Source organism: Xanthomonas arboricola (assembly GCF_002940665.1).
GTDB lineage: Bacteria > Pseudomonadota > Gammaproteobacteria > Xanthomonadales > Xanthomonadaceae > Xanthomonas > Xanthomonas arboricola_B.
Genome location: NZ_MIGY01000002.1, coordinates 804,309 through 825,794, shown reverse-complemented (window position 1 = coordinate 825,794; position 21,486 = coordinate 804,309). Strand labels below are relative to the sequence as shown.

At 66.9% G+C, this 21,486-nt stretch carries 13 protein-coding genes; 2 read left to right on the top strand and 11 right to left on the bottom strand.

What is annotated here, in order from left to right; all coding sequences use genetic code 11:
- The first annotated feature begins 16 nt into the window (after nt 1-16).
- Nucleotides 17-721: a hypothetical protein gene (locus XarjCFBP7645_RS22105; RefSeq protein ID WP_308686430.1), complete on the top strand. Its 705-nt coding sequence runs from the start codon at nt 17-19 to the stop codon at nt 719-721.
- A 14-nt stretch (nt 722-735) separates the two neighbouring features.
- Entirely contained in the window at nt 736-2,214 is a 1,479-nt protein-coding gene (locus XarjCFBP7645_RS10700; protein ID WP_104537468.1) for an XVIPCD domain-containing protein, read from the top strand.
- Between the two features lie 249 nt (nt 2,215-2,463).
- Here XarjCFBP7645_RS10700 and XarjCFBP7645_RS10695 read toward each other — a convergent pair whose 3' ends face one another.
- The 11 genes from XarjCFBP7645_RS10695 to XarjCFBP7645_RS10645 form a co-directional block, all read right to left on the bottom strand.
- Nucleotides 2,464-4,116, bottom strand: a complete 1,653-nt coding sequence (locus tag XarjCFBP7645_RS10695) for a chemotaxis protein CheA (RefSeq protein WP_104537467.1) — start codon at nt 4,114-4,116, stop codon at nt 2,464-2,466.
- Nucleotides 4,117-4,118: 2 nt separating this feature from the next.
- Nucleotides 4,119-4,745 carry a protein phosphatase CheZ gene (locus XarjCFBP7645_RS10690; RefSeq protein ID WP_053045468.1) on the bottom strand — a complete coding sequence of 209 codons (627 nt, stop codon included), beginning with the start codon at nt 4,743-4,745 and terminating at the stop codon, nt 4,119-4,121.
- Nucleotides 4,745-5,137, bottom strand: a complete 393-nt coding sequence (gene cheY, locus XarjCFBP7645_RS10685) for a chemotaxis response regulator CheY (RefSeq protein WP_002813536.1) — start codon at nt 5,135-5,137, stop codon at nt 4,745-4,747. The genes XarjCFBP7645_RS10690 and cheY overlap by 1 nt, the downstream gene beginning before the upstream one ends.
- A 22-nt stretch (nt 5,138-5,159) precedes the next feature.
- On the bottom strand, nt 5,160-5,924 hold the full coding sequence (locus XarjCFBP7645_RS10680; RefSeq protein ID WP_104537466.1) for an RNA polymerase sigma factor FliA: 765 nt from the start codon (nt 5,922-5,924) through the stop codon (nt 5,160-5,162).
- Nucleotides 5,921-6,805 (bottom strand): MinD/ParA family protein, encoded by an 885-nt coding sequence (locus XarjCFBP7645_RS10675; RefSeq protein ID WP_104537465.1) that lies wholly within the window; start codon nt 6,803-6,805, stop codon nt 5,921-5,923. The genes XarjCFBP7645_RS10680 and XarjCFBP7645_RS10675 overlap by 4 nt, the downstream gene beginning before the upstream one ends.
- Nucleotides 6,792-8,474: a flagellar biosynthesis protein FlhF gene (gene flhF / locus XarjCFBP7645_RS10670; RefSeq protein WP_104537464.1), complete on the bottom strand. Its 1,683-nt coding sequence runs from the start codon at nt 8,472-8,474 to the stop codon at nt 6,792-6,794. The genes XarjCFBP7645_RS10675 and flhF overlap by 14 nt, the downstream gene beginning before the upstream one ends.
- Before the next feature lie 814 nt (nt 8,475-9,288).
- On the bottom strand, nt 9,289-11,361 hold the full coding sequence (flhA, locus tag XarjCFBP7645_RS10665) for a flagellar biosynthesis protein FlhA (protein WP_181126330.1): 2,073 nt from the start codon (nt 11,359-11,361) through the stop codon (nt 9,289-9,291).
- A gap of 17 nt (nt 11,362-11,378) precedes the next feature.
- Nucleotides 11,379-12,509: a flagellar biosynthesis protein FlhB gene (gene flhB / locus XarjCFBP7645_RS10660; protein ID WP_104537462.1), complete on the bottom strand. Its 1,131-nt coding sequence runs from the start codon at nt 12,507-12,509 to the stop codon at nt 11,379-11,381.
- A 274-nt stretch (nt 12,510-12,783) separates the two neighbouring features.
- Nucleotides 12,784-14,871: a putative bifunctional diguanylate cyclase/phosphodiesterase gene (locus XarjCFBP7645_RS10655; protein WP_104537461.1), complete on the bottom strand. Its 2,088-nt coding sequence runs from the start codon at nt 14,869-14,871 to the stop codon at nt 12,784-12,786.
- Nucleotides 14,872-15,182: 311 nt separating this feature from the next.
- A complete protein-coding gene (locus XarjCFBP7645_RS10650) occupies nt 15,183-18,101 on the bottom strand; it encodes a ligand-binding sensor domain-containing diguanylate cyclase (RefSeq protein WP_181126285.1) in 2,919 nt (972 codons plus the stop codon).
- A 364-nt stretch (nt 18,102-18,465) separates the two neighbouring features.
- On the bottom strand, nt 18,466-21,417 hold the full coding sequence (locus tag XarjCFBP7645_RS10645) for a ligand-binding sensor domain-containing diguanylate cyclase (RefSeq protein WP_104537460.1): 2,952 nt from the start codon (nt 21,415-21,417) through the stop codon (nt 18,466-18,468).
- Nucleotides 21,418-21,486 lie beyond the last annotated feature (69 nt).

Below are 21,486 nucleotides of genomic sequence, written 5' to 3'. Positions count from 1 at the left end.
GCGGCTGCCATAAGCCTTGCGATTGACCTCGGTGCCGGATGCCACTAGCGTCGCAGCCACACCAGCGCACAACGGACGCTTCATGATCGCGCGCCCCCTCTACGCCTTGCTCGCCACCCTCGCTCTGGGCGCATGCGCCCACACGTCGGCCACCCCAGCCGCGGCAACCGTCACGGAGACATCTGCCATGCGTTCCTCATCCGAATCCGCAGTCCCTCCCGCTGGCAGTGAACCCAGTGGGCCGATACGAACGGCAGAGGATGCGCTCACCCGCATGCTTGCATTGATTCAAGCTATTGATGGACTGGACGATCTGACACCTGACTACCTGCAGTCAAAAATGGGGGTTCCGGTGACGCGTGCGGCAGCTGATCCCAAGCGTTATGGCGCCAGTGCTCCGCTTACCAGTGAGTGGGGTTACAGCTTTGGCATGGACCAGACGCCTACTGCGGGGCGTTGGTTCGAGTTCACTTTTATTCCAGCGCAAGCGGGTGCTTCCCCGTCCATGACGGAGATCTGCGGGATAGATTTCGATACGTTTACCAAGAAGCTGGAAAACATCGGGTTTGTACGTCAACGCAACATGGTGGAAGACGGGCGATGGATGAGTGACTTCTTCAGCCGCCCGGGCATGCGCGTGGAGGTGTTTCCACGAGGCGAGGCCGATGCGCCACAGGAGCGGGTGGAGCACCACTGTGTTGAATGGATCTACATTCGTTAATCCAAGGAACGGTCATGCCATTGAGTCCACAGGCGCAACCTATTGTTGACGACTTCGGGCGCCAGCTGGGCGTCACCACCGAACATGTCACCAATCTACAGGGTGTGCTTGCCGCATCGCCGGTTCTGCTTGACCAATTCAATGATGCGGTTGCCAAGCAACGCGTACTCAGTCTAAAACCTCTGACTGATCCGAATGCAGGCGGGACGTTCACGCCGGATGAGAATTCCATCCGGCTGCCGCTGTCCAGGCTTTCCAATGGGCATGGTGGCAAGTTGCTTGATTCCGGTGACATGACGTTTGTGCTGGGGCATGAACTGCAGCACGCCATGTACAGCCCAACTGCAGCTGCTTCCCGTAAGGCGTTCGAAACCGCGGCGGTGCAGATAGCCAAGACCACGCACGATTATTCGGACGCAGCGGAGAAGGTTTTATCAAGCAACCGTGTAGATGAAGCAAGCGCAGAAATTTCAGGCTGGAATGCAATCGTCAGCAGGGTAAAGCAAGCAAAGCCGGATGCCTCCCTGGAAGATATCTTTCGGGAAGCACCCGGCCGTATGCACGACTTCATTGATCGAACTGGCGGAATGCCGCAATTCAATTACGCGCTCAAGTCCAACCTTACCTTGAACGCAGATATGACGATGCCCGTCACTCCTGCCAACGTCGAGGCGACGGGTGCAAACTTCTTCGACAAGGACGCCAAGAGCACTCGCATCGGCTATACGGGTCAGTCCGACTATGCCAATCACTACGGCCCGTGGGTAGTTGCAACAGCTGCCATCTACGAGCGCCACTACAACAAGCAAAAGCCCGGAGAGCCAGAACAGCCGATGATTCTGGATATGCGACGTCTGGGATTGAAAGAAGAAATACTCGAGCGCAATGGTATTGATCTGGGCAGCAATACGCGCCCGATGCCTTACCTGGATAGCAGCACCCAGCCCCCGACGCCGGGCTTGTTCCAGCACAGCAAGAACACTCATCTGCATGTCTCGCCGATCTCTGCACAAGAACTGGGGCAGGAGCTCCGTGCAAGTGAATCCCAATTGCAAGGGACCTCAGCTCAGCGTCTTCCGTCAGACCCAGGCCATGCGGATCACCCGCTATACCAGCAGATCAGAGCCGGGGTGCAAAAGCTCGATAGCGCACATGGCAGGCAGTGGGATGCATCGAGCGAGCGCATGACAGCTAGCCTGCTTGCGCTGGCAAAAGAGGAAGGGTTGTCGCGGGTGGATCATGTGGTGCTCAACAACCCAACGGCTCAGCTGGCGGGCGGCGAGAAGGTCTTCGTCGTGCAGGGCGCCCTCAACGACCCGGCTCACCAGCGTGCCCATATGTCGACCATGGACGCCGTGCAGACACCAGAGACCCAGTCGTTCGATCGCCTGCAGGCAATCAACCAGACTCAGGCTCAGGCGCGCGAACAGCAGCAGGCGCTCGAGCAGTCCCAGCAAGCCGTCAGCCAGGCTGGTCCGTCGATGACGCGCTGAGTGTTTCGCAACGAGATAACGAGGTCCAAATAACGGTTCCAGGTTCACTTCCACGGCAGCCTGGCCGTCGCCAAACCATCGCGCCCATGCCTGCGCGCATAGCGGCATAGATCGGCAGCGATGCTGGTAGTGACACGACAACGGCCGCAGTACGCGGCCGTTGCCGTTAGATCAGGCAACCAGGATCGTCTTGTCGATTCCCGATTCCCGATTCCCGATTCTCAAATCCCCAATCCCCAATCCCCAACCTCAATGATCGCTGGAGCGCAATCCATCCACATCCAGGATCAGCGCCATGCGGCCATCGCCGATCAGGGTGGCGCCGGCGTAGCCGGGGAGGCCGCGCAGGGCACGGGGCAGGGGCTTGATCACCACTTCCTCGCGGCCGCGGACCTGGTCCACCACCAGGCCGAAGCGGGTTTCGCCGGCCTGCAGCAGCACCACGGTCAGTAGCGGCGGTTGCTCGGCAGGCACGCCCAGCCAGCGACGCAGGTCGATCAGCGGCAGGGTGTGCGAGCGACGGTCCAGCACGGCACGGCCGTCGAACCAGCCCAGCGAGGTCTGCGGAGCGTGCAGCACCTCGACCACGCGCGCCAGCGGCAAGGCATAAACCGCTTCGCCGGCCTGCACCAGCAGGGTCGGCAGGATCGCCAGGGTCAGCGGCACGCGGATCATGAAGCGGCTGCCGCGGCCCAGTTCGGACTGGATCTGGATCTGCCCGCTGAGTTCGCGGATGCGCGATTGCACCACGTCCATGCCCACGCCGCGGCCGGAGATGTCGGTGACCTCGGCCTTGGTCGAAAAGCCCGGCATGAAGATCAGATGCAGGCACTCGTCGGTGCTCAGACGGGCGGCGGCCTCGGCGTCGATCAGGCCCTTGTTGCGGGCGATTTCGCGCAGGCGTTCGGGGTCGATGCCGGCGCCGTCGTCCTGGATCTCGATGCTGACGTAGTCACCTTCCTGCTGCGCGGACAGGCGCACATGACCACTGCGCGGTTTGCCGGTGGCTTCGCGCAGGGCCGGCGATTCGATGCCGTGGTCGATCGCGTTGCGCACCAGGTGCACCAGCGGGTCGGCCAGGGCCTCGACCAGGTTGCGGTCCAGTTCCGTTTCGGCGCCGATCAGTTCCAGTTCCACTTCCTTGGACAGCGTACGCGCGACATCGCGGGCCACCTTGGGGAAGCGCGCAAACACCTTGCTGACCGGCTGCATGCGGGTGCGCATCACCGCGGTCTGCAGGCGCGCGGTGGCGATGTCCAGGGTGCTGACCGCGCGGTCGAGTTCTTCGTCGCGCAGACGGGTACGCAGGGTCTTGAGGCGGTTGCGCGACAGCACCAGTTCGCCGATCAGGTTGACGATGGCGTCCAGGCGCTTGGTATCCACGCGCACGGTCTGCTCGGCGTCGGCACCCTTGACCGCAGCCTTGGGCGCGGCCTTGGCGCCAGGCGCGGCAGCGCCATGTCCGTCATCGTGTACGGGTGCTGCGGCAGCGGCCTTGGGTGCGGCCTTGACCGCCGGCGGGCCGCTCTTGGCATCGAACTGCGCAATCAGCGAGGCCGGTGCATGCGGCACGGTTTCGCCCGAGCCCATCGCATCCAGCATGGCCTGCAGATAATCCAGCGACTGCTGGGCGGCATCGAAGTGATGCGCCTGCAACACCGCCTGGCCGGAGCGCGCCATGCCCAGGGTTTCCTCGGCGGCGTGGCAAAGCTCCACCATGGGCTTGATCGCCAGAAAGCCGGCGCCGCCCTTGAGCGTGTGGAAGCCGCGGAACACCGCATTGAGCTGGTCCGCTTCGTCCGGTGCCTGTTCCAGCGACACCAGCTGTTCGCCGAGGCGGTCCAGGATTTCCTGGGCCTCGACAATGAAATCGGCAGCAATATCGTCTGGAACAGCACTCATGGTTACAGCCCCAATCCGGACAGCAGGTCGTCGGCGTCGTCCTGCGACACCGCGTGACGGTCCAGGCCCTTGACTGCAGGGCCGGCAAGACCGCCGTCGTCTTTCTTCGGCTCGGGATTCTTCGGCGGCAGGCCGAGCGCACCGAAGCCTTCGTGCACGCGCCGCACGATCCCGGCCACGCGACGGATGATCTGGCCGCTCAGGTCCTGGTAGCTCTGCGCCAACGACAGCTCGGTCAGGTTGTGGCGCATCTTGTCCATCAGCGCGCCCTGGTCCTGATTCAGGCCGCCGTCGCGCAGCTGGTTGGCCAGCTCACGGCATTCCTCGACCAGATCCAGCGTGCGATGGCTGGCCTTCTCGGTCATTTCCACCACATGGTCCAGGCGCGAGCAGGCATCGTCCAGCTCGCCGGCTTCCTCGGGCACGGTGGGCAGCTCGCCCAGCGCCTGGCCGAGTTCGCGCGCGAGCCGGCTCAGGCTTTGCATCATCGGGCGCGTGCGCAGCGCGGCGAGCTGGTCCACCTCGCGCCGCCAGGCGGCCTGGTCACCGCTTTCCAGTGCATCGAGTGCGTGTTGCAGGCGCTCGATCAATGCGGCTCGTTCGGCATCGGCTTCCACGGTGGCGTTCATCAGGCGGTCGCCGCCAGACGTTCGAACACCTTGCCCAGCTTCTCTTCCAGGGTCTGTGCGGTGAACGGCTTGATGATGTAGCCGTTCACGCCGCACTGGGCCGCTTCGATGATCTGCTCGCGCTTGGCTTCGGCGGTCACCATCATCACCGGCAGGTGCTTGAGCTTGGCGTCGGCGCGGATGTTGCGCAGCAGGTCGATGCCGGTCATGCCGGGCATGTTCCAGTCGGTGACCACGAAATCGAACGGGCCGGCCCGCAATGCAGCCAATGCGCTGTTGCCGTCCTCGGCCTCTGCGGTATTGGTGAAGCCAAGATCGCCCAACAGATTCTTGACGATGCGTCGCATCGTCGAGAAGTCGTCCACGATCAAAATCCGCATGTTCTTGTTCACATCAAGCTCCTAACACGAAAAATTATTCGTCAATTTCGACACCGGCATCGGCCAGTTCGAAGACCTTGAGGCGGCCGCGCAGACGTACCACCGCCTGGCCATGGATCTGGCAGACGCGCGATTCGCTGACACCGAGCACGGCGCCGATTTCTTTCAGGTTCAATTCCTGTTCGTAGTAGAGCGACAGCACCAGCTGCTCGCGCTCGGGCAACTGGCCGATCGCCTTGCCCAGCTCGCGGCCGAATTCGCCACGCTCCATCATCTGCTGCGGATTGGGGCCACCCTTGGCGGTGGTGTCCAGCTCGCCATGATCCTCGATCCGCGACTCCAGGCTCAGCACCTGGCCGCGGGCGGCATCTTCCATCAGACGCAGGTAATCGGGCAGCGGTATTTCCATCGCGGCGGCCACTTCGGTGGCAGCGGCGGCGCGGCCGGTGTGCTGTTCGATCTTGCGGACGGCGGCGGCAGCGTCGCGTGCGCGACGGTGCACCGACCGCGGTACCCAGTCGCCCCGGCGGATCTCGTCGATCATCGAGCCGCGGATGCGGATCGAGGCATAGGTCTCGAACGAGGCGCCCTGCTCTGAGTCGTAACTGCGCGAGGCTTCGATCAGGCCGATCATGCCGGCCTGGATCAGATCGTCCACTTCCACGCTCGCCGGCAGGCGCGCGGCCAGATGGTGGGCGATGCGGCGCACCAGGTCGGCGTGCTGGGTGACGATATCGTTGGCGTTGTTGCGCTGCACGGCGCGGTACTGCGCGCTGGCTGTTGCGGTGGCGGTGCTCATGCGGCCACTCCCCGTTGGATGATGCGTTCGACGAAGAACTCGACATTGCCGCGCGGCACCGTGGGGGCCTGCCAGCGCGAGGTACGGCGAGCGATTTCTGCGATGGCCTGCGCCGACGGACTGGCGGGGTAGGCCTTGATGACCGGTTGCTGGCGCTGCACCGACAGACGCAACCAATCGTCCTGCGGCACGTAGCCGAGGTAGTTCAGCGACACGTCGCCGAGGAACTTTTCGCACACCCGCGACAGCTTGTCGTACAGCAGGCGGCCTTCGTTGGGGTCGCGCACCATGTTGGCGATGATCTGCAGGCGGTCCACGCCACGCTCGCGCGAGAGCACCTTGATCAGCGCGTAGGCGTCGGTGATGGAGGCCGGTTCGTCGCAGACCACTACCACGGTGTCCTGCGCGGCCTGGCAGAAGGTCAGCACGCTGTCGGTGATGCCGGCGGCGGTGTCGATGACCATCACGTCCAGGTCGCGTTCCAGTTCGGAGAACACGTTGACCAGGCCGATGTGCTGGGCGGGGGCCAGTTCGGCCATATGGCGGCGACCGGAAGCGGCCGGGACCACCAGCACGCCGCCGGGGCCTTCGATGATCACTTCATCCAGCGTGCAGCGGCCGGCGATCAGGTCGGCCAGGGTGTACTTGGGCGACAGGCCCAGCACCACGTCCAGGTTGGCCAGGCCCAGGTCGGCATCCAGCAGCAGGGTGCGCTTGCCCATGTCGGCCAAGGCCACGGCCAGGTTGGCGGAGATGTTGGTTTTCCCCACGCCACCCTTGCCGCCGGTCACGGCGATGGTGCGCACCGGGCCCAGGGGCTCGGGACGGGTCGCCGACAAGGGGAAGGCGTTGGTCAGCTTGGCGTATTCACGCGACTGCATGGTTGTGCTCCGGAGTACAGGGCTTATCGGCAGCGCGCCGCAAATCTTCAAGGCGAAGAACGAGACTGGCGGCATTGGCGCGGTGCAGGTCGTCGGGGACCCGCTGTCCGTCAGTCACCCAGGTGATGGGCATTTGGTGATCGACGACGACCGACAGCGCACTACCGAAGCGGCCGGTCTCGTCAAGTTTGGTCAGCACCACGCCCTGGGGCTTGGCGTGGGCGAAGCGGCGCACGACCTCGTCGAGGTCGGAAAAATGCGCGTTGGCAGGCAGCACCAGCAGCGAGGTGACCTGGTGCGCGGCGCGCAGCCAGTTCAGCTGCGCGGCCAGGGCGCGGTCGCGCTGGCCCATGCCGGCAGTGTCGATCAGCACCAGCTTGTAGTCGCGCAGGCGCTCGAGCAGTTCCAGCAGGCTCTCGGCGCTGTCGGCCTCGTGCACGGCGATGCCGAGCTGACGGCCATAGCTGTGCAGCTGCTCGCGGCCGCCGACGCGCTGGGTGTCGGTGGTGACCAGGGCCACGTCGCGGGGCGCGTGCTGGGCGGCGAAGCGCTGCGCCAGCTTGGCAATGGTGGTGGTCTTGCCGGCACCGGTCGGGCCGACTAGGGCAATCACGCCGCCGCGCTCCAGCGGGTCGACCGGGGCCACCGGCAGGCGCTTGGACAGCAGGCCCAGCATCAGCCCGCGGCCGCGGTGCAGTTCGGTATCGGCCGGAATCTGCAGCGCCACATCGCGGATCAGGCCGGCGTCGAAGCCATAGTCGTCCATCAGTTCCAGGGCCTGCGCACGCACCGGTGAGCCACGCAGGCGCTCGTCGGTGAGGCGGTTCATTTCGCGCTCGATCATCTGCCGCATCAGCGCCAGCTCGCCGCGCAACTGCTTGAGCTCTTCATCGTTCTGCGGCGCCGGGGCGGCGGCGACCGGCACCGCGGCCAGCGCCGGCGGTGCGACCACCAGCGGCGGCAACGCGGCCGGCGGCAGGATCTGCGGCAGCGCGTCCAGGTCGAAGTCGGCCTCGTCGGCAAGCGCGTCCTGGTCCTGGTCGTAGCCGGCCTGGGCGGGGGCAGCGGCGGTAGCCATGATCGGGGTCGGCGCCTGCACCGGGGCAGCCTGCACGGCGGCCCGCTGCACCGGGGCGGTGGTCAAAAAGTCGGCGAACAGCTGTTCCGGCACGGCCGACAGGGCGTGTTCCTGCCGCGGGGCGGCGGTCACTGCCACGGCATGGGCCAGGGCCTGGGCGGCGGGCGAGGGAACGGCGACGCGCCGCACCGGGGTGGCGACCGGCGGCTGGCGCGGCACATTGACCGGCTGGCGCAGCGCCATCGCGGCGATCATGTCCTCGGCGGCACTGGCAACGCGCTGGCGCTGGCTCGTGCCGGCATCGGCGGCCGGCTGGAGCGGTGCGTGGATGGGCGCGGCCGCAGTTTGCAGGGCGGGGGCCTGTTGGACAGGTGCCGACGGGATCGGCGCGGCGGCAACGGCCGGCGGCTCGGAGCGCGCGGTTTCCAGGGCGCGCTGCACGAGTTCTTCGTCGTAGTTGCTGGCAGCGACGATCTCGATGCCTTCGGCGGTGCGGCGATTGGACAGGATCACTGCGTCCGGGCCATGTTCTTCACGCACCATGCGGAATGCGGTGCGCATGTCCGGGGCAACGAAGCGTTTGATTTTCATGCGAGGTGCCTCCAGGAACGGGACCCGCCGGACGCCGGACGGGTGCGCGATGGATGTGGGTGTGTCGCCAGCGTCATGAGTTGCCTGTCCCGTTCGGTTGTTCCAAGTCCTGCTCTCGCCCTGCAGCGGTGGGGCTGGCTGCGGTCTCGCCAGAACTAATGCACGCGGCGTGCCAAAACGTGGCGCCGGGGTTCCGGCGCGAGCCACTGTGCGTCGGGACAGGGCGGGGGCTGTGCGTCGGGTCCGGCCGCAAGGTTTCAAGTCAATGGATTGATTGGCTTTTTTTCGGGGCGGCGATGCGGCGGCCTCCCTGTGCAGAAGGATGCGCTGGCGGGCCGCAGGTCCAGCCTGGGGCGCTAGGAACGCTTGGAAGCGGTCAGCGCCGTGCAATCGATTGGAGATCCGGACCAGTGGCGGCTTTCCGACGCCGGGTGTGCTGGTCGGTCGCCGGCCTGCAGCCATCGCTGGCCCGCATGACGGCCTGGCGAGGATAGGTGCGTAGGAGCGCACCCGGGCGCGACGGGTTGTGTCGGTAAAGCTTGTCGCGCCCAGGTGCGCTCCTACCGTGGTGTCGGCGTCCGCGGCGTGTTCTTGGATTGCCCGGCCTGTCGTAGGAGCGCACCCGGGCGCGACGGGTTGTGCCGGTGAAGCTTGTCGCGCCCTGGTGCGCTCCTACCGTGGTGTGGGCGTCCGCGGCGTGTTCTTGGATTGCCCGGCCTGTCGTAGGAGCGCACCCGGGCGCGACGGGTTGTGCCGGTGAAGCTTGTCGCGCCCTGGTGCGCTCCTACGAGGTGGGTTTGTTGGAGGGCCGGTCTCAGCTGATCGTGCCGACCAGTTTCAGGCGCTTGTCTTCGGGCACTTCGCTGTAGGCCAGCACCGACAGGGTCGGGACGCTGTGGCGGACCAGGCGGGCCAGCGCAGCGCGGACCTGGCCGGGCACCAGGACCACCGCCGGTTCGTTGCGGGCTTCCTGCTTGCCGACGCAGTCGGCCAGGCTCTGGTGCAGGCGCTCGGCCAGGCCCGGTTCCAGCGCCACGCCGTTGCCGTGGGTGGATTCCTGCAGCACGCGCTCCAGCTGCGGGGCCAGCGTGTAGACCGGCAGCTCGGCCGACATGCCGGCGATCTCCTGCACGATGAAGCGGCCCAGCGAGGTGCGCACCGCGGCGGTGAGGGTGGTCGGGTCCTGGCTGTGCGGGGCGTGTTCGACCAGCGCTTCGACGATCTTGCGCAGCTGACGCACCGGGATGCGCTCGATCAACAGGTTCTGCAGCACGCGCACCACCACCGACAGCGGTAGCGCCTTCGGGGTGAGGTCTTCGACCATCTTCGGCGCGGTCTTGGCCAGGGTCGCCAGTAGCTGCTGCACCTCCTCGTGGCCGAGCAGTTCCGGGGCGTGTTCGCGGATCAGGTGCGATAGATGGGTGGCGACCACGGTGGCCGGGTCGACCACGGTGTAGCCCATCGACTCGGCATAGGCGCGTTGATGCGGCTGGATCCAGGTGGCATCCAGGCCGAACGCCGGGTCCTTGCCGGGGATACCGTCGAGCTGGCCGAGCGCACCGCCCGGGTCCAGCGCCAGCTCACGATCGGGATAGATTTCCGCGGTGGCCACCGGCACCCCGTGCACCAGCAGCCGGTAGGCGTTGGCCGACAGCTCCAGGTTGTCGCGGATATGCACCGGCGGCACCAGGAAACCGATGTCCTGGGTGAGTTTGCGGCGCACGCCCTTGATGCGCGCCATCAGCTCGCCGCCCTGGTGCTTGTCCACCAGCGGAATCAGCCGGTAGCCCACCTCCAGGCCCAGTGGATCGATCGGGCGCAGCTCGTCCCAGCTGAGCTCGGAGCTGGCCTGGGCGGCGGTGGCCGCGGCGGCGGCCTTGGGATCGGTGGCCGGGTCGCCGGTCGGCGGAATGACCAGGCTGCGCTTGTACATTTTCCAGGCGATCACGCCCAGGATCAGGCCCAGCGTCAAAAACGCGACGTTGGGCATGCCCGGCACCAGGCCGACCAGTCCCAGGATGGCCGCGGCCACGGCGAGGGCGCGGTGCTGCCCGAACACCTGGCTGATCATGGCGCCGCGCATGTCCTGCGCGCGCGAGGCGCGGGTCACCAGCAAGGCGACCGAGGACGACACCAGCAGGGCCGGCAGCTGCGCCACCAGACCGTCGCCGATCGACAGCAGGGTGTAGGTGGAGGCGGCATCCACAAAGCTCATGCCGTGCTGGAACATGCCCACCGCCATGCCGCCGATGAGGTTGATGAACAGGATCAGGATGGCGGCGATGGCGTCGCCGCGGATGAACTTGTTGGCGCCGTCCATCGCGCCGTAGAAGTCGGCTTCCTCGCGGACTTCCTCGCGTCGGGCCTTGGCTTCCTCGCGCGTCAGCAAACCGGCGTTGAGGTCGGCGTCGATGGCCATCTGCTTGCCGGGCATGGCGTCCAGGATGAAGCGCGCGGTCACTTCCGACACGCGCCCGGCACCCTTGGTGATGACCACGAAGTTGATGATGGTCAGGATCGCGAACACCACGATACCCACGGCGTAGTTGCCACCGATCACGAACTGGCCGAACGCCTCGATCACCTTGCCGGCGGCGGCATGGCCGTCCTGGCCGTTGATCAGGATCACGCGGCTGGAGGCGACGTTCAGCGCCAGGCGCAGCATCGTGGTCATCAACAGCACGATCGGGAAAATGGTGAATTCCAGCGGCCGCTGCACGTACACCACCGCCAGCAGCACCATCAGCGAGATGGCGATGTTGAAGGTGAACAGGGCATCCAGCACTGGCGCGGCCAGCGGCACCATCAGCATGGCCAGCATGGCCATCAGGGCCAGCGGCGCGCCCAGGCCATTGCGCAGCAACTCCATGACGCGCCGGGCATTCATCGGGGCGGGTTGGGCGCTCATGCGCTGGCTCCCTTGCCGAACTCATCCACGTCCAGCGACGGCAATTCCGGCATCGGGCCGCCGTTCCAGCCACGCAGCTGGTAGACGTAGGACAGCACCTGGGCCACGACCGAATAGAGTCTCACGGGAATTTCCTTGCCGATTTGCGCTTCTCTATACAAGGCGCGTGCCAAAGGCGGGGCGGTGACGATCGCCACGCGGTGCTGTTCGCAGGCTTCGCGGATGCGGAAGGCCATTTCGTCCACGCCCTTGGCCACCACGATCGGGGCGCGCATCTTGCCGCCCTCGTACTTGAGCGCCACCGCGTAGTGGGTCGGATTCATCAGCACCACGTCGGCCTTGGGCACCGCTTCCATCATCTGCCGCTGCGACATCTGCATCTGCATCTGGCGGATGCGGCCCTTGATCTCCGGGCTGCCCTCGCTTTCCTTCATCTCGCGCTTGATCTCTTCGCGGGTCATCTTCAACTTCCGCAGCCAGTTCCACTTCTGGTACGGCGCGTCGATGGCGGCCAGCAGCACCAGCGCACCGGCGGTGTAGAACAGCAGGCTCTTGGTGAAATCCAGGCCGTTGCCCACCGCCTGTTCCAGCGGCTGGTTCACCAGCGAGCGCAGGCCGTGCAGGCCCTTGGAGATGCACAGGCTGGCGGCCAGTCCGACGAACAGCAGCCGCAGCACCGACTTGACCAGCTCGGCCAGGCTGTTGCTGCCCCACATGCGCTTGATCCCGTTGGCCGGGTTGAGCTTGGTGAGGTCGGGCATGATCGCCTTGGCGGAAAAATGCAGTCCGCTCATCAACAGCGGGCCGGCCAGGCCGGCGGCCAGGCAGATGCCGATCAGCGGCACCATTACCCACAACAGTTGCAGCAACAGATCGCCGAAGTGGCCGAACAGCGCCATCGGGTTTTCGCGCATCTTCGGGTCCGGGCTGAGCGCGGTCTTCATCCAGACGCTGGCGCCGTCGCCGATGCCCCGCGCCAGGGCCATCAGCGCGAACACGCCGGCCCCGAACACCGCAGCGGTGGACAACTCGCGCGATTGCGGGATGTTGCCCTGCTCGCGGGCTTCGCGCAGGCGTTTTTCGGTGGGAAGCTCTGTGCGTTCGCCGCCGTCTTCGGACTCGGACATGGGGGTGCCGGTGACTGGTCAGCCATGCATCATGCAAGCGGCGTTCCAGTTGGTGGGGCCGGGATTGGGGAGTCGGTAATCGGGAGTCGCGAAGCGGGAGTGGGGAAAGCGGGACGCCGCGGCCATGAGTGGAGCCGCTGGCGGGTGTTGTGGTGGTGAGCGGAAGGGCAGCAGGGCGGGGGTGGCCCACCTGCCGCCACTGATGTTCGGCTCGGTTGGCGGGTTACAGGTCGATCGCCGGTGCGGGGGCGGCGGTCGTTTTGACGCCCTTTGCTCAGCCGGTCGGGCGACGCGGGCCGTCGCGTTGGGCGACGACCCGTGCGATGAAGCGCTCGGCGTCCATCGGCCGGCCCAGCAGATAGCCCTGCAGCTGATCGCAGCCCAGGCGTTCGAGCGTGTTGCGCTGGGCCGTGGTCTCCACGCCTTCGGCCACCACCTGCAGGCGCATGGTGTGGGCCAGCGCCACCACCGCGGCGACGATGGCGATGTCTTCCGGGCCGTTGTCCATGGCCTGCACGAAGCTGCGGTCGATCTTGAGTTCGTGCGCGGGCAGCCTGCGCAGGTACATCAGGTTGGAATAGCCGGTGCCGAAGTCGTCGATGGCGATGCGCACGCCCAGCGTATTGAGCTGGTCGAGCGTGCGCAGGCAGGCCTCGGCATCGCGCATGGCCATGCTTTCGGTGATTTCCAGGGTGAGTTGGGCCGGTGGGATCGCGCAGTCGGCCAGGATGGTGGTCACCTCGTCCAGCAGGCTGGGCGAGGCCAGTTGCATGGCCGACAGGTTGACCGCCACCCGCCAGTGCCCATGCCCGGCCTCGCGCCAGGCGCGCATCTGTCGGCAGGCCTGCTGCAGGACCCAGCTGCCGAGGGGGCCGATCATGCCGCTGCGTTCCGCCAGCGGGATGAAGCTGTCCGGCGGCACCAGGCCGTGCTCGGGGTGTTGCCAGCGGATCAGCGCCTCGGCGCCGATCGGGCGGCCATCGTCGGCGCAGTACTTTGGCTGGTAATGCAGGACGAACTGGCCCAGTTCCAGCGCACGCGGCAGGTCCTGCAGCAGCTGCAGGCGCTCGCGGGTGGTGCCGGTCATCGAGTGCTCGAAAAAGCTGTAACGGTTGCGCCCGGCCTGTTTGGCGTGACGCATCGCCGCGTCGGCATGGGTCATCAACTGATGCTCGCTGCCGGCACCCTCGGGATACAGCGCAATGCCGACGCTGCTGCTGAGGCGCAATTCCTGGTCGGCGACCAGGAACGGCACCGCCAGCGCCTGCAGCAGATGCGCGGCGATAGCGGCGGCATCCTCGGGGTCGGCGATGGCGGACACCAGCACGAATTCGTCGGCACCCAGCCGCGCCAGGCTGCCGTGGGCACGCTGATGCGCACGCATGCGCTCGGCCACCGCCACCAGCAACTGGTCGCCGAAATGGTGACCGTAGCCGTCGTTGATCGCCTTGAAGCCATCCAGGTTGATCAGTACCACCGCAAAGCGTTGCCCGTCGCGCTGGGCGCGGTCGATGCGTTGCAGCACATGCTCGTGCAGCAGCACCCGGTTGGGCAGGCGGGTGAGCGGGTCGTGCAGGGCCGCCAGCACCAGCTCGGCATTGGCCTGCGCCAACGATCGGGAGAGTACGTCGGTGCGCTGCTGGAACCGCCGCGACAGCACCGAGATCACCAACGCCAGCACCAACAGCGCCAGCGTGACCAGCACCACCGCTGCGGCCAGCCAGGGCAAGGGCAGTTGCGCACCGGCCGCCGCGCCGCAGCGGCTGCCGGGCGCGAACTGCGCCGCCGCCATGCCGGTGTAATGCATGCCCACGATCGCCAGGCCCATGATCACCGCGGCGATCAGGCGCAGGCCGTAACAGCGGCCATCGTGGCGTAGCCGGAAGGCGATCCACAACGCCGCTGCCGAGGCGCCGATGGCGATGGCCAGGGACAGCGCAAACAGCAGCGGGTCGTAGGTGATGGCCGGGGACATGCGCAGCGCGCTCATGCCCATGTAGTGCATCAGCGCAATGCCCAGGCCCATCAGCACTGCACCCAGACCCAATCGCGGCCATGGCAGGTCCGCACGCGAGGTCAGCCAGAGCGCGAAGGCCGAGGCCAGAATCGCCGCCAGCATCGAATAGGTCGTCAACGCCGGGTCATAGCCCAGCGGGATGGGCAGGCGAAACGCCAGCATGCCGACGAAGTGCATCGACCAGATGCCGATTCCCATCGCCACCGCGCCACCCGTCAGCCAGGCCACGGCACCGCGGCCACGACTGGCAGTCACACGTGCGGCCAGATGCAGCGCGGTATAGGCAGCCAGCACGGCCACCACCAGCGACAGCATCACCATGCCAGGGTTATAGGTTTCGACCACCCATCCACTTCCAGCGCCGACGGACGCGTTTGCTCAAGCACGTAGCGACCCCGGGCGCCACTTCTTGAGCGCCTGCAGGCAACCGTTGGCGATCGGACGCGCGCATGCGCCGGTCGACCGGGCGCGGGCAACCGGCGATGTCGTGATGTCGTGGTCGGCCGTGAGGCTTTTCCGCACAGAGGGACAGTGCCGACGATGCTGCAGTGCTGTGATCGACGTGCTGGTGGCTGCCACTGCATGCGTCGATGCCGTGCATCGGAGCTAAGGTCGGTCTTTACGAGACGGCCTGCGCCGACCCATGCCGCTCGGGCTCATGCCATCGACGATTCGGGCTCTTCCGGTTCGATGCGATTGCGGCCATGCCGCTTGGCGCGGTAAAGCGCCTGGTCGGCACGCGCCAGCAGCGTGGCGGCGTTATCCCCGCTCCGGAACCAGGCCACGCCGACCGAACAGGTCACCTGCAGGGGCCGGGCGGTACCGACCTCGTACGGTGCCAGGCTGAGCTGCTCGTGGATGGCGCGCAGCCGGTGCTGGCTGTGCCGCGGCATGCCCGGCAGCAACAGCAGCAGTTCTTCGCCGCCGTAACGGCCCACCTTGTCCGAGTCGCGCAGGCAGGCGGTCAGGCGGGCGCCGACCTTGGCCAGCACCGCATCGCCGACCAGATGCCCATGCTCGTCGTTGACCAGCTTGAAATGGTCCAGATCGATCAGCACCACCGCCAGCGGATGCCCGCCGTGCGCGCAGGCCTGCAGTTCGTCGGCCATGGCTTCGAGCACGCCGGAGCGGTTGAGCAGGCCGGTCAAGGCGTCGTGGCTGGCCTTCAGGGCCAGCGCTGCGCGCGCGCTTTCCAGATCGCGTTTTTCGTGCTCCAGCTGACAGGTGCGCTCGGCCACCAGTTCGGCCAGCATGCGCTCGCGCGCGACCAGCTGGCCGTGCCGCCAGCGCCACAGGCCGGCCAGCAATGCACTGCCGATCAGCACATACGACGCGATCGCCGGCGGGCTGCGCCACCACAGCGGGGCCACCGCAAACGGCAGCTCGGCGATCGGCGAGGCGGTGCGGCGGTAGTGGTCCAGCACCTGCACCTGCAGACGGAAGTGCCCGGAGGGCAGCGGCGCCTGGTCGATCGACAGGTTGTTGCCCTGGATCCATTCGTTGTGCAGACCGAGCAGGCGGTAACGCACCGTCAGGCGACTTGGGTCGTCGTACACCTCCATCGTCGACAGCTCGATATGCAGCGGCTTGTCGCTCCAGCCCAGCAACTGGCCGCGTTGCACCGGCACGCCGCCACGGCTGACGCTGTCGATGCGTACGCTGGGCTGGCGCGCATCGAACAGCCGCGCCGGATCGAGCAGATGACTCACCCCGCGCGCGGTGCCGATCCATACCGAACCATCCGGATCCTCGGCGAAGGCGGCTTCGGAGATGTCGTCCCAGAGCAGGCCTTGCGACTGCGACAGATGCGCCCACCTCCCACCGTCGTAGATCTCCACGCCACGCGCATGCCCCACCCAGACCCGGCCGAGGCTGTCGCCGCGCATCACGTAGACACCGACATCGCGCAGCGCTTGGTCGCTGGTCGCCTGCAGATCCAGCGTGTCGCCCAGCAGCATGCCGTGCCAGAGACCCGGCCGATAGAACGCCAGCCACACCTCGCCGCTATCGCTGATATGGAACTTGCTGATCCACGGGTCGGACGTGCCGCCATTGACCAGTACCTTGAGCTTGGACCAGCGCGCGCCCTGCAGGCGGAACAACCCGTTAGCGGTGGACACCCACAGCGTGCCGCTGGCGGTCTGCTGGATATCGGTATAGGCGATCGTGGGCATGTCGGTGACCGCTTCCACCGTGCCGCCCTCCAGCGGGCGCTGGATCACGAACAGCCCACCCACACTGAGCATCCACATTCGCCCCTGTCGATCGATCAGCAGGCGGCGCGCGGTGCGCGGCAGTTTGGCAATCTGGGCACTGCGGCCATCCGGCCAGGTGCGGCGCAGGAAACCGGCCGAATTGAGTGTCCACAGGCTGCCGTCGGCGCTGCGTTGCATGCCCACGATCTGGATCCCGGAGGCCTGCAGGGCCGGAACGAACCGCCCGCTCGGATCGACCTGGCGGCCAGTGCCGTGCTCGTTGCCGACCAGCAGCGCGCCCTGCGCGTCGCGCGCGATCGACCAGGTGGGTGCGGCCGGCATGCCTTGCGAGGCGTCCCAGTTTTCGATCCAGTCGTAGCCGGCCCAGCGCACCAGGCCTTCGCCATCGACGGTCATCCAGACATCGCCATCGCGGTCCACCACAATCGCATCGCTGCTGCCGGGCGGCAGCCCGTTGTCGGCACCGAAGCTGCGCCAGCGGCCGTTTTCCCAGCGCGCCAGCCCGTCGTTGCGACGCACCAGCACGCGCCCCTTGCGGTCCAGTACCAACGGCGCCTGTCGCCCGATGGTGCTGCCGTCGAGCAATGGCAACGGCCGTACACGGAAGGTGCTTGCCCCTGGCGCGCGATAGAGCAGGTTGCCGGTGCCACGCACCCAGAGTGCGCCCTCGTGATCGCGCAACACGCTGTACCAGCGATCTTCCGGCACGCCTTGTTGCGGCCCGTAGACCTGCACCTTGCGCTGCGCATCGATGGCGCATAGCCGCTTGGCGCAGCCAGCCCACAAGGTGTCGCCTTCCACCGACAGGCTCAGCACCTTGGATAGTTCGGGCACGCGCACCCGGGTGGCGGTGTCCAGCAGCGGTTCGCTGTGCCAGTGACCATTGCCGCGCGCACTCAGCCGTTCCAGCGTGCCGCCATTGGCTAGCACCGTGCCCCAGGAGGGACTGGCCAGCAGCATGCCTTCCTGCAGATGTTCGGCCTCATCGGGGGCCAGCTTGCGAAAGCCATGCTCGTCGCCGACAAACAGGGCCTGGAAGCCTGCCACCCACAGCCGACCGTCAGCGGCTTCGGTCATCGAGGTGATCGGTTCGTTGCGCATGCCATCCAGCACGACCTGCTGGAAGCTGCGCCCGTTGTAGCGATACAGGCCGCTTTCGGTACACACCCATAGCAGCGTGGCGCGGGTCTGCAGCAGACAGGTGCCGGCGAGCCCGAGCAAGCCCTGGTCGTGGGCGTAACGACGGATGCTCGCGCTCTGCGCGCCCGCCAGATCGGCCAGCGACAGCAAGGCCAGCAGCACTGCAATAAACGGTGCACGCCGGCCTGACGACCTGCATTGGCGGTACTGAAACCCCACGGGCGTTGCACTCTCCCACGCATCGGCAGGTGTGGTCCGCGACCATCGCGCGGGCATCTCACGCTTGCCATGGGCGGCCGACATACCAGGCCGCGGTACACCGACTAGCGGCTGTTCACGCGTGTTTCTTTAATGCTTAAGCCGACCCGGCGGCGCGCTTGCGCAGCAGGCACGGCCATTGTCCGGCGCGTGATAGTTCCGGGCCGCGCAGTGTCGCTGCAAGCGGATCGCGCAGATTGCTTGATGCCCGATTTCGAAACGGCTGCGTGCTGCTCGCGCACAAGCACCTGCGTGGCCTCAGGCATGTGGTGTTGAGCGACGCGTCTGTCGGCGCTGTTTTTTGGCCCTGCGTCGAAACGCAGGTTCAGCCGCTGGCCGCGGCGGCATAGCTCACATGGTCGTACTCGATGCGGTTGCGTCCACTGCGTTTGGCGCGATAGAGCGCGGCGTCGGCGCGCGCCAGCAGCTGTTCCAGGGTTTCGCCCGCCTGGAACCATGCCACGCCGGCCGAGCAGGTCACCGGCAACACGCCGCCATCGATCAGGTAGTCGCCACAGATCCCACGGTGCAATGCCTGCAGGCGATGGGTGGCCTCGGCACTCAGCCCCGGCAGCAGCGCCAGCAATTCCTCGCCGCCGTAGCGACCAATGCGGTCGTCGCCGCGTACCAGCGCATCCAGGCGCCGGCCGACCTCGGCCAGTACCGCGTCCCCGGCCAGGTGGCCGTGTTGATCGTTGACCAGCTTGAAGTGGTCCAGGTCGATCAGCACCACCGCCAGCGGCCGCGCGCTGCTATCGGCACGCGCCAGCATGCCGCGCAGCGCGTGCAGGATGCCGGCGCGATTGAGCAGCCCGGTCAGTTCGTCGTGGGTGGCCTTGAGCGCGAGTTCGGCGCGTGCCGCTTCCAGCTCGCGCTTGTCCTGTTCCAGCTCGGCAGTGCGCTCGGCCACCAGTTGCTCCAGCTCGCGTTTGCGCCGCAGCAGTTTGCGTGTACGCCAGCGCAGCAGCGCGATCACCGCCGCAATGCCCAGCAGCACGTAGCCGGCTACTGCCGGCGTGCCGCGCCACCACGGTGGGCGCAGTACGAAACGCAGCCGCGCAACCGGGCTGGCGCTGCGCTGGTAGGCATCCAGCGCCTGTACTTCCAGCGTGTAGGTGCCGGGGGGCAGCAGGGGATAGGTGAGGTGACTGAGCGAGGTCTGGGTCCAGCGCGCCTGGTGGCCCTCCACCCGGTAGCGGAAGCTGATGCGGTCCGGGCCGCCTTCGGCGCCGGGTGCGCTGATGTCCACATCCAGCGGTACCTGCGACCAATCGACCTGCGCCCCCGGCGTGATCGCTTGGTTGCCACGCCGCACGCGCAGGATGTCCACGCGCAATGGCGGTGCGGCAAACATGCGCAGCGGATCGATCAGATGGCTGGCACCGCGGCTGCTGCCTAGCCAGATGCTGCCATCCGCATCCTCGAAGAACGCGTTGGCCGACATGTCGTCCCACAACAGGCCCTCAGTGCGCGTGGCCCGCGACCAATGCCCGTTTTTCAGCAAGTCAAGCCCCTGGCTGCTGCCAAGCCACAGCCGTCCCCTGCGGTCGTGGTGCAGGATGAAGGGCATCACCCGCGCCACCAGCGGATCGTCCACCGCGCGCAGCGCCAGCACGCCATCTGCTTGCAGGCGGCCATGCCATAGCCCGGTATCGCGCAGCGAGACCCAGAACTCGCCATCTGGAGCAAAATCGATCAGGAAGAAGTCCTGGCTGGGCAGCGCGCCCCGGACCTGCACGCGTTGCCAGGCCCCGTCTGTCCGGCGGTTGTACAGCCCCTCGCGGGTGGTGGCCCAGAGCCGGCCCAGGGAATCGCGATCGACTTCGCCCACGAACGCTGCCGGCACGCCCGGGTCGCGGGTGGCCTGATACGGCGCATCGGGCGGCATGCGGTACAGGCCGCGCGGGGTGGCGATCCACAAGGTGCCGGCCGCGTCGAACAGCAGCTTGTTGATCGGCAGGCCCAGCTGCAACACATCGACGGTCTTGCCGCTGCGCGGATCGCGGCGCGCCAGTGCGCCGGACGAGCGCGCCAGCCAGGCCGCGCCATCTGCGGGCGAGAGCGCCATGGAGATCGACTGCAGCAGCGGCTGCCCGTCGTCCAGCGTCCATGGCTGCATGCGTCCGCTGCGCGGATCCAGCACGTTGGAGCCGGCATCGCTGCCGACCAGCAGTTCCCCGCTGGGCAGGCGCTGGATCATCCAGGTCGGCGCTTCCGCCAACCCCTGGCTCTCGTCCCAGTGCTCGATGTTGCCGTAGCCCAGCCAGCGCTGTACTCCCAGGCCACGGGTGCCGATCCACAGCTGACCGGTGCTCTGCATCATCAGCGGGCCGACCATCGGGCTGATCGGCAGCCCCTGGTCGTGGCCGAAGTAGCGCCAGTGATCGCCCTCCCAGCGCACCAGGCCACGATCGGAACGTGTCAGCAGGCGGCCCTGCGCATCTTCGGACAGCGTGGTGGCCGCCGAGAGCGTGTCGAAGCTGGTGCCTGCCGGCGCCGCATGGCGGCGGAACACACGTTCGCCAGGCGCGCGCGACAGCACCAGGCCATCGCCCCGCAGCCACAGGGTGTCCTGGTGATCGCGAAAGATCGCCCGCCACTGCCGCGCCGGCACACCGTCGGCGTCGCCCAACAGCTCGGCGCGTCCGCTCTCGTCGATCCGGCAGACCTGCTGTCCGCAGCTGGCCCACAGCGCTGTGCCATCGGCCAGTAACGCCTTGCCGGCCGGCAGGCGGGTGCCATCGGCCAGCCGCAACGGCAACGGGTGCACCGACCAGCCGCCCGCGCGGTCCGGGGACAGGCGCAGCAAGGCGTTCTCGCTGACCAACACCATGCCGTCGGCGTAGGCGGCCAGCACATTGCCGCTGTCGGCGCGGATCGGTTTGCCGTCATGCAGGAGTTGCACGAACGCGCCGCCGTTGCGGACGAACACGCCATTGGCGCTGGCCACCCATAGCCGTCCTGCCGCATCCAGCGCCAGTGCGCGGATGTAGCGCGCATCCAGGCCGCTTTCCTGGCCAACCGGGGTGAAAGTCTCGCGCTCGAAGCGGTGCAGGGCCAGCTCGGTGCCCACCCAGACCACGCCCTGGCGATCTTCCAGCAGGCTGTTGACGGTCATGCCCTGCAGGCCCTCGGCCTGGGCATAGTCACGGACGCTGTAGGTCTGTGCCTGTACGTGGCCGCTCACGACCAGCCCGGCAATCCAAAGACAGGCCAAGGCCCACGCGTGACCGCCTCGTGACGCAATCGCAGCGAACAGCGCAGACACGTTGGGCATCGATTCCCGCGGGCGTTGGCATGGGGATGAGTGATGGCGATTTGCGGTATCAATCGTCCTGTGGCATTG

What these genes read in the sequence shown, in the direction of transcription:
- flhB (WP_104537462.1), bottom strand. Translation starts at nt 12,509, where the DNA reads ATGTCCGAGTCCGAAGACGGCGGCGAACGCACAGAGCTTCCCACCGAA.
- XarjCFBP7645_RS10645 (WP_104537460.1), bottom strand. Translation starts at nt 21,417, where the DNA reads ATGCCCAACGTGTCTGCGCTGTTCGCTGCGATTGCGTCACGAGGCGGT.
- XarjCFBP7645_RS10675 (WP_104537465.1), bottom strand. Translation starts at nt 6,805, where the DNA reads ATGCAGTCGCGTGAATACGCCAAGCTGACCAACGCCTTCCCCTTGTCG.
- flhF (WP_104537464.1), bottom strand. Translation starts at nt 8,474, where the DNA reads ATGAAAATCAAACGCTTCGTTGCCCCGGACATGCGCACCGCATTCCGC.
- XarjCFBP7645_RS10700 (WP_104537468.1), top strand. Translation starts at nt 736, where the DNA reads ATGCCATTGAGTCCACAGGCGCAACCTATTGTTGACGACTTCGGGCGC.
- XarjCFBP7645_RS10680 (WP_104537466.1), bottom strand. Translation starts at nt 5,924, where the DNA reads ATGAGCACCGCCACCGCAACAGCCAGCGCGCAGTACCGCGCCGTGCAG.
- flhA (WP_181126330.1), bottom strand. Translation starts at nt 11,361, where the DNA reads ATGAATGCCCGGCGCGTCATGGAGTTGCTGCGCAATGGCCTGGGCGCG.
- XarjCFBP7645_RS10690 (WP_053045468.1), bottom strand. Translation starts at nt 4,745, where the DNA reads ATGAACGCCACCGTGGAAGCCGATGCCGAACGAGCCGCATTGATCGAG.
- XarjCFBP7645_RS10695 (WP_104537467.1), bottom strand. Translation starts at nt 4,116, where the DNA reads ATGAGTGCTGTTCCAGACGATATTGCTGCCGATTTCATTGTCGAGGCC.